Genomic DNA, 12,888 nt, shown 5'->3' with positions numbered 1-12,888 from the left:
ATGTTTTTTTTCAAGCAGAAGACGGCATACGAACTGATAATGGGGGAACGGCGTCTACGTGCGTGTCAGTTAGCAAAGGTAATGCGGATTCCAGCCATTGTTCGCGAGACTAACGATAACAAAATGTTGTTGGATGCGCTGATTGAAAACCTGCATCGAGTACAGCTTAATCCGCTAGAAGAAGCGGCTGCCTATCAGCAATTGATGGAAGATTTTGGCTGTACCCAACAAGAGCTATCTAAGCGAGTCGCAAAGTCGCGTCCGGCGATTACTAATGCTTTACGCTTGCTACGACTGCCAGCCAGCGTACAACCTAAGGTGGCAGCAGGCGTTCTTTCTGCAGGTCATGCGCGAGCATTGCTCGCAGTCACAGATCCTCGCGACCAAGAATACCTGGCAGAGCGCATCATCGCTGAAGGACTATCGGTACGATCTACTGAAGAAATTGTGGCTCTGGGAAATGTACGCGGAGCCCCGGTACGTACCCGTAAGAGTGGAAAACGTCGCGAACTTGCACTCTCCCCTAGTCAAGCAGCTACTCAGGAACGTTGGACAGAGATTCTCGATACCCGAGTATCGCTTAAACCCGGAAAGACAGTTAGTAAGCTGGTTATTGAATATGCTGACGAGGCTGATCTGGAACGCCTGACCCACCTACTCGAGCAACTCAGTAAGTAGGCTTCACAGCTAACACCGGCATCACCAGCCAAGCGATTCTTGTTGGCTAGCTGCGTTGCCCCCGGCAAGCGGCCTGGAGGGTAATGCTATTAACCAATTTTCCAAAGCCATCATCAGCATCAGCTGCCAGTGGCCATAAAGAAGTATCGGTCATCCCCGGAACCACATTAGCATCGATGAACCAAGGATTTGCGTCAGCATCAACAATTAAGTCAATACGCGAAAAGTCTTCTAACTCCAAGACTCGGTGACATTCCAAGGCTAAGGCTCTAATCGATTGATCTAAATCGGCCGCTAAAGGAGCGGGAGCAAAAAACTCAGTCCGGCCAGTTAAATATCGGGCATCGAAATCATATCGACCCGCATCGGTGCGGATTTCCACCGGCGGAAGCGCCCGGGCAGTGCCTTGTTCTTCCACGATCGATACCGAAATTTCACGTCCCTTAATAAAGCGTTCAATCAGTACCTCATCATCATAGGCAAACGCATTGACCATCGCCGTGCGCAATCCGTCCTCATCTTCTACATAGGTAATTCCCATAGCAGAACCACCCCGAGAAGGTTTCACCATCAGCGGATATCCCAAACGCTGGGAAACTTCCTTGAGCAAAGTATCTGCCCCTACCTGACGAAATAGAATCTGAGGAAGCGCTACTGATAGTGGTGTAGGCAGCCCGTTTTTTTCGACTACCGATTTTGCAACCGGTTTGGAAAGAGAAATCCGGCAGCCCTTAGGACCGGATCCCACATATGCTAGTGCGCTTAACTCTAATAAGTCCTGGAGGGAACCATCTTCGCCTTCGCGACCGTGGATAATTGGCCACACCACGTCGGGTTTGAAGTCTCTTAAAGAATTAAGTAAATCCCGGTCAAGTTCTAAACTTTTTAGTTCGTGTCCAAACCGGCGTAATTGGGTAGCTACTCGATTCGCAGACCGTAGGGAAACCTCCCGTTCATGTAGCTGGCCACCGGTAATAATCGCAATTTTTAAGGTAGCGTCATTAGTCATTGCTCTTACCTTTCTGCTGGGAAGCAAATAGCTTAACCAGTTCCATTTCCCGATGAACCACTTTCGCTAGCCGGCGCACGCCCTCGCGAATCTCTTCCGGGGTGGGATAACAAAATGAGAGTCGAATATTTTGATGCCCCTGGTCTGAGGCATAAAAAGCAGTTCCCGGAGTATAGGCAACCAGTTCACTAACTGCCCGATTTAGCATAGCTTTAGAATCTAGTCCTTCCGGGAGGGTAAGCCACGTATAGAAACCACCTTCGGGCACTGTCCAGGTACATTCGGGTAGGTAATCATGTAAAGCGGCTAGCATGGCGTCGCGACGACCGCGGTACATCTGCCGGTAGGCATCTATCTGTCCGCGCCAATCATAATCACGTAGGTAGGCATGAATAGCCATCTGGCCTACCATAGAGGGCGATAAAATCGCAGATTCTGAAGCAACCACTAGTTTGTCTCTTACCGCTGGCGGCGCGTAAGCCCAACCGATCCTAAAACCGGGAGCGAATATTTTCGAAAAAGAACCTAAGTAAACTACAAGATCCGGTGCGAGTTCTACTAAGGGAGTCATGGTTTGCCCCTCGAAACCTAGCAGGCCGTAGGGGTTATCTTCTAAAACCAAGACTTCATATTTGCGGCACAGCTCCATTAGTTCTTTCCGCCGCGAAGGGGACATGGAAACACCAGCGGGATTATGGAAATTCGGGATGGTATAGAGGTACTTAATCCGTTTACCTTCCGCGCGAACCTGCTCTACGGTGCGGGCAAACTCTTCAGGAATCAAACCATCTTCATCTAGGGGAATATGGCGTACATCCGCTTGGTAGGCTTTAAAGACACCTAGCGCTCCTACATAAGATGGCGATTCGGCTAAAATAACATCCCCTGGTTCGATAAAAAGCTGAGTGACCAGGTCTAATGCCTGTTGAGATCCGGTGGTAATCACCACATTATCCGGGTTGGCGTGGATGCCTTCAGCGGCCATGACTTCGGTAATAGATTCGCGCAAAGGTGCCCACCCTTGACCGCCACCATATTGCATCGCCTGTTCGCCGTGCTCGAGCACCAACTGCTGGGCGCTATTAGCTAGTTTTGCTAGCGGAAGATCATGAATATTGGGCATCCCTCCCGCAAGGGACACCACCTCGGGACGAGAAACCACGGAAAACAATGCCCGAATCTCAGATTCGCGGAGGTTATGAGCTCGCGCTGCGTAGGAATCCTGCCAAAGGTCGAGATGGGTTCCATGATTTTGCGCGCTCATTTACGTCTCCTTTACTAGATTAATTGCTATTTTCGCACGAAGAAGCCAGGTGACCAAAGCCAAAGCTAGAAAAAGCGCAAAAAGCGAGTAAAACCCCTTTACTGGACAGAAGATTTCGAATCGTTATCCTCAGGGGATTTCTGCTGCTGACCGCGCAAATACCAAACCAAGGTTCCGAAAAATATTACTAATAAAACTATAAGTAAAGGCAAAAGAAAGTCAGGAAGCATTCCCGCTAGCTTAGTGATCTTGGTTTCCAAGGTTACTTGCTGGCCGGAAGTGAGTAGGGAGCTAACGTTGGTACCCCCAGTGATCAATAACAGCACGCCCACTAACGTAAACACCAAACCGGATACTAGAGAACCCCAAGTGGTTTGCCGACCTAAAAACTTTAGCGGACGAGGGTGGAATAAGCGCTGTTGCCGGGCAGTTAAGGAACCCCAGATTAGGGAGAGTAATGCCACCGGAGTGAACATTCCCAGGGCGTACCAAAACATCAGCGCGCCGCCGCGCAAACCAGAACCGGTTAGGGTGGCGGCTGAAAGTACTGCCCCCAGGATAGGGCCGGTACAACCGGAGCCAGCTAGTCCATAAGAAATACCAAAAAGAAAAATGCCAATAACGCTAGGGCGAGTTGCGCCTCCTAAAGCCCTGGGTAAAGGCAGTTTAGGTAAAGGCAGCGCTAATACTTGGGCGATACCTAAAACAGTAATTATCACCCCGACTATTAGGGTGAGCAGATGCGAGTTAGAAAGCAACCAGCCGCCAAGTCCTCCGGCAGCAAACCCTAAAGGTACTAAGGCAATAACCAACCCAGTTAGAAATACTAAAATTCGTTGCAGGAGGCGCGAGCGATCCTCGAAAGCACAGGCAAAAAAGGCGGGAAGTAAAAATGCACCACAGGGAGCTAGGAAAGTAACTAACCCCCCGAGGTAGGCGATAGTAAAGTTAATTGACATTAGCGTGTCTTAGCCGTTTTTGCTGCAATTTCAATAGTTTGGATAAAGCTATCAGCGGGCAGAGCGCCGGTGATTACATAGTCATTTATGAAAAATGCGGGAGTGCCACCGAGTCCTACTGCTTGGGCGGCAGAAGTCTCCTTTTTGACCGTGGTGGCGGTGTCATCGGCCGCTAGATCTTGGTTAAAGCGAGATAAGTTGCTCACCCCGCTAGCTTGGGCAACCTGGGTGACTAGTTGCTTGTTCCAGCTGATATGACCATTACCATCTTGAGCCGCTAGCTTGGTAGCAGCTTCTACATACTCCCAAAACTTCCCTTGCTGAGCTGCCGCGATTGATCCGGCAGCTGCTAGGTCAGAATGGTATTGCGAGGCGAAAATTGAAAAGTTATTGAACTCTATACGCAAGGTACCGTTGTCTATATACGGTTTCAGTTGCGGAAAAACAGCTGATTCATACTGGTAACACATGGGACAGGAAAAATCAGAGAACTGAACCATAGTAACTGGAGCTTTGGGATCACCGATTGCCCGCGGATCCGCCTCATCGTTACGATAAAAAGATTTAATTACCTTTTGTGCCTGTTCCTCGCTGACGGCAGTAACTCCTTCAGGAAGCTGTTCGCTTTGGCGTTCCGTCGACTGAGAGCTTTGTCCACTTTGAGTAGATACGGGAGTCTGACTGGAGCTAGCAGCACTATCATTGTTAGAACCTAGATAGTAGGCAATGAAAAACACTAACACCAGCAACGAGATAGCCAGCAGCGTAAGTATCATTACGGCGGCTGGTTTCTTTTTATTAGATGCCGGGTTCAGGGAGTCACTCATAAACTTAATACCTTTCTTCACCTCTAGCCTAAGGTAGATTAGGCGAAGCGAGCTAGTTAGTTATAGCACGTCACGTCGCTGCAGGTACCGCATCGCGAGCCAACCAATCGGGGCACGCATCCAAAAAGTAAGTAACCTATACAGCAAGGCTCCAGATAGGGCGATTGCACCCGGTACGCCTGCCACTTGCAAACCACCAGTCAGGGCTGCTTCCACCGGGCCGAGTCCGCCAGGGGTGGGAATCATAGAACCCAAAGTGTTTGATACTAGGAATGTAACGGTAATGGTAGCTATCGGCAAATGGTAGCCAAATGCGGCCAGCGCACAATAAAAGGCTGCTACCTGCAGGCCAGTCTGCATTAAACATCCCAGGGTGGTTAAAGCCATTCTGCGCGGACTAGAAGTAATCCAGATTAGGCGCGGCCAAACCTGGTGAAAAGTGGGCTGGATTTTAGCCCAGATCCATTTACGTACCTTTGGAAGGGCAAAGCCGGCCACTAACAGTGCCACTATCGACAAGACAGTTGCCAATACTGTCGACGAAGGCAGACGCACGTTCATAGAGGTACCGGTAAACATCACCATGACTGCTAGCAGCGCTACCGTAATTACAAACTGGAACAGTTGCATTAAGGAAACGGTTGCGAGGGCGAGGGCGCCGGTCATATTTTTCTTGGTTAGATACCGCAGGTTAAGGGCGCCCACTCCCACCCCTGCGGGTACTACTAACGAGGTTACCGAACCCGCCAACTGTAGTAAGAATAGCTCGCCGTAGCCTAAGCGGTTCGGGGTTACTGCTTGCAAGGAAAGTGCTTGCCCGCTACTCATAGCCACAGAAAAGAAAGCGCCGATGAGAATCCACCAGGCGTTAGCGGTAGAAATAGTGGCATAGATTTCTTGGAAGTTTAAAGAACCTAAAACAATCAGTACTGCCATAACTCCCAAGGCAGTAAATAGCAAAGAGGAGTAGGAAAAGCGACGTAACTGGGCTCGGGGAACGGCGGCAGGATCAGTGTCGGCTTTGGAAAGCAGCTCCTGGCGCAGGGTTGAAAGTAGCGGGCTCTTGCGAAGTTTTTGTCTAGTTGCGGAAGGCAAAGCCAAAGTTTGCAGTACTGGCACCATAGCTTCGATTTGGGAAGAGGGAAGCACTGCTCGCATCGCGGCGACCGCCCGATCCTTTCCGAGGTAAAGACTAGTTAGAACTAGCAACTGTACCTGGTCAATTAGAATTGACATTTTGGAGGCTGCGACTTCTCCGTCAGACCAGTTTAGATAGTATAAAGATCCATCAGAGCCTAAACATAAGTTTTCCGCATTAATATTACGGTGAGCCAGGCCATTTTGATGCGCTTTTAACAGCTGTGACCAGGCAGAATGTAGCTGTTCCTCCGAAATATCGGAGGGAGAGAGGCTAGCGAAGGGGCGTAAGGAAACATCGTCCTCGAAGATATTGAGCATGGTGCTTCCATAGTGAGCTAGGCCGTGGTACGGGCGAGTATTAAGTTGTGCCCGGGTGGTCATCGCTCCCATGAGAGCCGTATATTCCCCGTTTTGTCGCACCGTGGCAGCGGTTGATTTGGAAAAAGAACGTAGACGCAGATTCGTCCAGATTCCAGTGATCCAGGTAGAAAGACGGGAATCTCCGTCAGTTGCTACCATGCGGTATCGACGGTTATTGTCAGCAATTACGCTATAAACCCTTTCGCCGGGTCTTACCGTTTCCGTAAAGGATTTAAGATCGCTACCGGCAAAGGTAGCTAGTTCTAAAACTGGATCAACGTCTAGCAGTTTTCTTTTCATATCGCCCACTAGTACCAGGGAACCGTTTTCGGTAGTGAAGGTAACCTCTTCGACGCTTAGCAGGTCACCTTCTGTGGGGGGATCGAGACGTAAAATCATCCGGGGAGTTATCCCCACTTGGATAAGGGCAGTAATTAAGGCTCGTCCCGTCGGGCGGTAGTTGCGTACCCCCCAGAGGTAACGTCCCAGACAACCGGTTAGAGTGCCTAAAAATACGGTGATTAGCGCGGAAGGTAAGGTCATACGTCCCTGTAAGACCGCTAAGACTAAAATGAACCAGGTTATTACCCACAGCACTCGCAATAGTTGGTCACGTCGGCGTTCACCTGCCACCGTCATCATGGCCACAACCGAAGTAAAGGGAATAGAGATTGCGACTATTGATCCCTCAACTGACCACACTTTCAAAGCATTGGAAAATACGTAGGGAAGAGCGGAAATCAAAGCGGAGGCGCCTAAAGCTACCATTCCCCCGATTACAGCAGTAAAAGCGGCTTGAAAAGTGCGTACCCATTGGCGACGCAGCGCCAACATAGCTATTAAAGCGATCGGGGCTGCCAAGATAAATAGGTTTTGCAACATGGAAAGCGGAAGGAGCAGAATCTGCGCCAAAGTGGTGTTTACGAATACTTTGGTCAAATCCTGGGCAACTGCTTGGGTAGTGGCCTGGGCGTAGATAGCCATTAGCACTACCAACACGATCACCACTAGGTACACCCCGGCACGAGCCAGGTCATCGATGCGCCGCAAACGGGAGTTTTTAGTATCGACAATTTCGGTGAGGTGTCGATCAAGCAGTGGGTTCGCCGTCCCTCCCGAAATACTCATGTCTTGATTCTATGTGTAATCAAGGTACATACCTAGATGTGAGCTTGCGCCCAGCCTGCTTTCTAGCCTGTTCGCTTCTGGGCGCGCTCGTTTAGGATGAGAAAGGATTATGAATTACTCTCAGGAGGACGAATGTTTGCGTCTGTAGTAGCCGCGGGAGCTTTGGATTATCTTACCGACCCTAATCTCCTGCTCAACACCCTGCTAGCGGAACTTGGTGGCTGGATGGTGGCTGCGGTGGCGCTCATCGTTTTCATTGAGTCTGGGGTCTTATTCCCGGTACTTCCGGGTGACTCGATGATTTTTGCCCTCGGCATTTTGCATAACCGGATACCTGGGGTGCCGGAATGGTTAACCTTCCTAATACTTTTTATCGCTGCTATCTGCGGAAATATGGTGGGGTACTGGTTAGGACGTAAATATGGCAGGCGGCTTTTCAAAGATGATGCCCGCTATTTATCAACCGAAAACATGCACAAATCTGAGGATTTCTTTCGTCGCTACGGTGGGGTGGCGCTAGTATTAGCGCGGTTTGTACCATTTGTTCGTACCTTTGTCCCCATCATTGCCGGGATTGGCAAACAGAATTACCGCTTATTCCTAATCTGGAATATGGTGGGTGCCGCTCTCTGGATCGCAGCTTTTATGCTGGCAGGGGTACTATTGGGAGATATCCCGGTGATAGCCAATAACGTTGAGGTAATCGCAATTGCGATTGTAGCTATCTCGGTACTACCGATGGTAGTAAGCTACTTCAAAACTCGATCCAGCAAGCAAAAAGCCGCAAATTAATACGATTTAAGACCTCTAAATACGATAACGATTATTCGTCACGTTCAATAGTTACTACTTCGTAACCAGCGTTCTTGATACAGTCACGGATAGTTTCGTCCTCGATTTCGTAATCGGTGAGGACGGTGACTTGGCTGGGCTCGTTACTGCGCAGCAACACTGACACCCGTTTGACGCTTTCTAAACTCTCCAAAGCTTCCGTGACATGCTCTACGCATTTTTGGCAAGTCATCCCGTTGACCAAAATATCGATAGTGCGATCGTTGGCTTTTTTGCCGGGTCGGTTTGTTGGGAAAAACCGCATGTTGCATCCTCTTTTCTATTAATCCTACTTAGCCTAAAGTTTAATCTCTTGTACCAGCTTTGCAATGCTGGGTGTTAACAAGGGCTAGAGATAGCAATACGGGACAGGAGATTGAGGGAATCTCCTGTCCCGTACCTGACCAGTCTAGAAACCGTTAAGTCCAGTTCCCAGTGGACTTAACCGTTCATCAACGATCTGGTCAGGGCTATGGCGCCACCTGCGCCGATTAACCCAAGAACTGCGATCGCGGCAATGGTACCCAGTCCGCCCATACGGTCAACCACGCTGGGGTTCACATTGGCATCTCTAGCCGCGGCGGGCGCAGAGGGCGCCGCCTTGGGTTCTTCTACTCCCTGAACTTGACTGGCGGTCCCATTGCCAGTTGCTTCCTGCGCGTTTCCGGACCCTTCCTGAGCCGGTTTCGCGGAGTTGTTCGCGGTGGTAGAAGAGTTGTTATTACTTGCGTTATTGGAGGAAGTTGTGGAAGCCTCCCGGTAACGAATCGGACCGGGAACGGTTACGGTGCGAGTATTATCCCGATTTTGAATAATGGTGCGTACCGGAGCGGGCTGTGCAGGAGCCGGATTTGTAGCCTGTTGCTGAGGAGCTGCCTGCTGGGCTGGTGAACTAGGCGCAGTGGCTGCCGGGGCACTCGGAGCGGTTTGCTTGCTTGCTTTAGAGCCTTTGTTCTTTGACGCAGCATCAAGCGTAGGTGCCTGGCGTTCTACCGTCGGTGCTCCAGAACTATCAGGAGTTTCAGCGGGTTTAGGAGTCTCGGGAGTGTCAGGAACTTCGGGGACATCAGGATTACTGGGTTCAGTGTCCGGGTCAGTTGACGGTTGCGGGGCGGGACGAGTATCCAGCACCTTGAAGTCGGCTGCTTCCGGGGCGCGGAACTGGTGCAATGTTAATAGCGGATTCCAATCGTGCTTGACCGCCTGCGGATTCACTAGGAACTTTTTGATTTCCAGGTACTTATCAAAAGTATTATTTTCTAAAACGGTGCTGAAATCATATTCGCAGCCAGTGCTGACTTTCAAAGCTCCGTAGATCTCGTCCTCAAGTTGAACGAATACCCAGGGGTGTAGATCTTTTACTGAGCTCTTAAAGTGGTAGGTGCCACCCAGTCCGAGACCCGAGCTTCCTACCGAGCCTTGTAATGCTCGCGAGCTATCGTTAGCGGCCGGATCAAAGGTATACATGTATCCGCCAGCATTGGGGTTTGTGTAGCTGTCGCGACTGGCAAACGGGCTTTGGTCAGAGTCGGAAACAGTTAAAAACCAATCTTTACCAGCAGGGAGTTTATTAATCCGCACATTTTCATAGCCCAATTGATCTGAGCCAATGCATCCGGTTAAGAACTTGGGAGTGTTCGCGACCGAGGTAGATACCGTAAGGTTACCGGCTGGAGATTCCTCTGCCAGGTTACCGGCCGCCGCGACCGCTAAGAGACCGGCAGGTATTAATGCCGTTGCGCAAACCCCGGAAACTAGGGTCTTGGCGAAGTTCTTAAGCCTCATGATTAAATCCCTCATCTATTGCGGAGCCGTTATTGGGAACGCTCCATTTATCTGGTACCAGTTCTAATCTTACCGCTTGGTTAATAAATTGCCAGCTGATAATTGTCTCATTTAAGTGAGATACATCATAAAGTGCTGGTGCCAGCTTAAATGCTTTGCTTAGGGCGCCTAAAATATTGGGAATTCGCCCAGAAAATGCTTCTTTTCAATACTTACCGCCTGGTAAGTATTAGTTTTTTAATGCTTCCCCGGTGGCGAGTTCGCTAGCGTATCCGAAGTAGGTTTTGGGGCTGAGTGCCAGCAACCGAGACTCGGCGTCCTCAGAAAGTCCTAATGAAGTTAGAAACTCTTTCATCACTGCCTCATCAACTTTGCTATCACGAGTCAGCTCTTTCAGCCGTTCATATGGGTTATCCATCCCGGGAGTCCCGGCTAGTCCTTCAACCCGCATCACCTGTTGTACGGCCTCGCCCAGTACTTCCCAGTTCTGTTCGAGGTCGCGCGCCATTACCTGGCTCGCCACATCCAATCCCCGCAAACCTCCCTGAAGATTGGATAGCGCAAGCAGGGAATGGCCGATAGCAACCCCAATATTGCGTTGGGTAGAAGAATCCGTTAAATCACGCTGCAGGCGCGAAGTAACTAAAGTCTGCGCCAGAGTTTCTAGCAGCGCACAGGAGATCTCCAGGTTAGCTTCCGCGTTTTCAAAGCGAATCGGATTCACCTTATGCGGCATCGTAGAAGACCCCGTGGAGCCTTGTGCCGCCAAGTTCTGGTGGAAGTAACCCATCGAAATATAACTCCAGCAATCGGTTGCCAGGTTATGCAGGATCCGGTTAGTGCGTGCCAAGTCGCTATAAAGCTCACTTTGCCAGTCGTGTGATTCAATCTGAGTAGTCAACGGATTCCAACAAAGACCCAAATGTTCCACAAACGACTTCGATAACTGCGGCCAGTTAGCGCTGGGCACCGCCACTTTATGTGCCGCCCAAGTACCGGTAGCGCCATTAATCTTGCCCAAGTATTCGGTTTTTTCAATCCGGGAAAGCTGGCGGCGCAACCGGTGGGCAAACACTGCCATCTCTTTACCTAAAGTCACCGGGGTGGCCGGTTGCCCATGAGTATGTGCCAGCATGGGAACCGTGGCCGCCTGACGAGCTAACTCCGAAAGCTGCTCAACCAGCTGGCGCGCTTGCGGTAGCCACACCTGTTCTACCGCCGCTTTAATCCCAATTCCGTAGGCCAGGTTATTAATATCCTCAGAAGTACAAAAAATATGCACCGCTGCCAGATAGTTAGGCAGGGAAGTGTTCCCCAGAACTTCCGAAGCGCCGCGCAGGCGGGCTTGCAGGAAATACTCCACAGCTTTCACGTCATGTTTAGTTTCAGCTTCGATTTGTTTAAGCTCAGTTACTTCGGCTTCGCCAAAACTAGTGATCAGCGAGCGCAAATAGCGTTTTTCGTCCTCGTTAAAGGGGCTTACCCCCTCCAATACCTGGTTTTCGGCCAAGAAAATTAGCCACTCTACCTCGACTAATAACCGGGAGCGGTTTAAAGCCGGTTCCGAAAGGTAGTTGGTAAGCGCACTAACCTGGGAGCGGTAGCGCCCATCTAAGGGGCCTAAAGCAATATCGGTTTCGGCGAAATTAAAGCAGTCATCAAAAAGGGTTTGCATAACCCCTATTATGGCACGAGGCGGCGGGGTAGGTTCTTTCCCGAGGCAAGGGCGAAGTTAGAGGCGGGTAAGTCTGGCGCGATCAGGGATCCGCGGACAATTTTGAAACCTGAAAGCGCCGCGGGCAGAAAAAAGGCACACTTAAGTTATGAGTCAGGTTCGATTACGGCAGGTACTTTGTGACCTGCCCGCCTATGTTGCCGGCAAAGGCGATGCCGGAAAAGTAGTAAAACTATCCAGTAACGAGCTCCCTTTTCCCCCGGCAAAGCCGATTATCGAGGCCGGGGAGCAGGCTCTGGCCAGCACTAACCGCTACCCGGATGCTATTGGCGGCAATCTGGTAGCAAAATTGGCGGTGCATTACCGGTTAAATCCCGAGCAGGTGGTGGTAGGCCCGGGATCTATTCAGGTGCTAGCGAATGCGTTAAGCGCCGTGGCACAGGCAGGAAATAACGTGGTCTATGCCTGGCGTTCATTTGAGGCCTACCCGATTCTAGTGGGAATCACCGGCGCCTCGCCACGCCAGATCCCACTTAATAGTGACGGCAGCCATGACCTGGACGCGATTTTAAGCGCGGTAGACGAAAACACGGCGGCGGTTATCCTGTGTAGCCCGAATAATCCTACGGGGACTTCTTTGACCGGGACTCAGGTTCGCGAATTTTTGGCGGCTTTGCCTAAGCAGGTGTTGGCGGTTTTGGACGAAGCCTATTTCGAGTTTGATACTTCCCCCGGTCACGTTGACGGTGCGACTTTACTCGCGGATTTCCCTAACCTGCTGGTGCTACGCACGTTTTCGAAAGCCTACGGATTGGCTGGCTTGCGTTGTGGTTACGGTTTAACTAGCCCGCTGCTCGCGGAAGCGATCCGCAAAGTGGGAACTCCTTTTGGACTCTCGGCGGTGGCGGAAGCTTGCGCCCTGGCGGCACTGGCCGATAATGAGGCTATGCGCTCTCAGGTGTCTCAGATCTGTAAGGAGCGCGAGCGGGTTCTTAGTGAATTACGTAATCTTGGTTGGACAATCCCGCAGGCAGGCGGCAACTTTATCTGGTTTTCCGGGTCGGTAGGGGAGCAGATTCAGGCGGCAGCGCTTTCTCAGGGGGTACAAACGCGGGGATTTGTCGAGGGCGTGCGGGTAACTATTGGTAGCCGGGCAGAAAATGATCAGTTCTTGGCGGCTATTAGCAGCATAAAACCCAGATAAATCGTTGTTTGGTCAAGCGTTGCCGGTA

Annotated in this window: 10 protein-coding genes; 2 read left to right on the top strand and 8 right to left on the bottom strand. The window is 50.7% G+C overall.

Features of this window, described 5'->3' with window-relative positions; genetic code table 11:
• Positions 1 to 724: 724 nt before the first annotated feature.
• The 5 genes from RDM26_RS04935 to RDM26_RS04915 all read right to left on the bottom strand — a co-directional run bounded on the left by RDM26_RS04935 (position 725) and on the right by RDM26_RS04915 (position 7,365).
• Positions 725 to 1,687, bottom strand: a complete 963-nt coding sequence (locus RDM26_RS04935) for a D-alanine--D-alanine ligase (protein ID WP_307737899.1) — start codon at positions 1,685 to 1,687, stop codon at positions 725 to 727.
• Positions 1,680 to 2,951, bottom strand: coding sequence for an aminotransferase class I/II-fold pyridoxal phosphate-dependent enzyme (locus RDM26_RS04930; RefSeq protein ID WP_307737898.1), 1,272 nt, complete (start codon positions 2,949 to 2,951; stop codon positions 1,680 to 1,682). The genes RDM26_RS04935 and RDM26_RS04930 overlap by 8 nt, the downstream gene beginning before the upstream one ends.
• Positions 2,952 to 3,049: 98 nt before the next feature.
• Positions 3,050 to 3,910, bottom strand: coding sequence for a cytochrome c biogenesis protein CcdA (locus tag RDM26_RS04925; RefSeq protein WP_307737897.1), 861 nt, complete (start codon positions 3,908 to 3,910; stop codon positions 3,050 to 3,052).
• Positions 3,910 to 4,737: a thioredoxin domain-containing protein gene (locus RDM26_RS04920; protein ID WP_307737896.1), complete on the bottom strand. Its 828-nt coding sequence runs from the start codon at positions 4,735 to 4,737 to the stop codon at positions 3,910 to 3,912. Before RDM26_RS04920 ends, RDM26_RS04925 begins: the two co-directional genes overlap by 1 nt.
• A 60-nt stretch (positions 4,738 to 4,797) precedes the next feature.
• On the bottom strand, positions 4,798 to 7,365 hold the full coding sequence (locus RDM26_RS04915; RefSeq protein WP_307737895.1) for a flippase-like domain-containing protein: 2,568 nt from the start codon (positions 7,363 to 7,365) through the stop codon (positions 4,798 to 4,800).
• 132 nt (positions 7,366 to 7,497) lie between these two features.
• On the opposite strand from RDM26_RS04915, the gene RDM26_RS04910 reads away from it, so the two are divergent.
• Positions 7,498 to 8,157 carry a VTT domain-containing protein gene (locus RDM26_RS04910; protein WP_307737894.1) on the top strand — a complete coding sequence of 220 codons (660 nt, stop codon included), beginning with the start codon at positions 7,498 to 7,500 and terminating at the stop codon, positions 8,155 to 8,157.
• A gap of 31 nt (positions 8,158 to 8,188) precedes the next feature.
• On the opposite strand, the gene RDM26_RS04905 is transcribed toward RDM26_RS04910, so the two are convergent.
• From RDM26_RS04905 to purB, 3 genes are all read right to left on the bottom strand, one after another.
• A complete protein-coding gene (locus RDM26_RS04905; protein WP_307737893.1) occupies positions 8,189 to 8,461 on the bottom strand; it encodes a cation transporter in 273 nt (90 codons plus the stop codon).
• Between the two features lie 176 nt (positions 8,462 to 8,637).
• Entirely contained in the window at positions 8,638 to 9,981 is a 1,344-nt protein-coding gene (locus RDM26_RS04900) for a hypothetical protein (protein WP_307737892.1), read from the bottom strand.
• A gap of 229 nt (positions 9,982 to 10,210) precedes the next feature.
• Complete coding sequence (gene purB, locus RDM26_RS04895; RefSeq protein WP_307737891.1) at positions 10,211 to 11,656, bottom strand: adenylosuccinate lyase; 1,446 nt, start codon at positions 11,654 to 11,656, stop codon at positions 10,211 to 10,213.
• 148 nt (positions 11,657 to 11,804) lie between these two features.
• Between purB and hisC the strand changes: the two genes are divergently transcribed.
• Positions 11,805 to 12,860, top strand: coding sequence for a histidinol-phosphate transaminase (gene hisC / locus RDM26_RS04890; protein WP_307737890.1), 1,056 nt, complete (start codon positions 11,805 to 11,807; stop codon positions 12,858 to 12,860).
• The last annotated feature ends 28 nt before the right edge of the window (positions 12,861 to 12,888 follow it).

It is taken from the genome of uncultured Varibaculum sp. (assembly GCF_902489465.1).
Lineage (GTDB): Bacteria > Actinomycetota > Actinomycetes > Actinomycetales > Actinomycetaceae > Varibaculum.
This window is presented reverse-complemented; position numbering and strand designations above follow the sequence as displayed.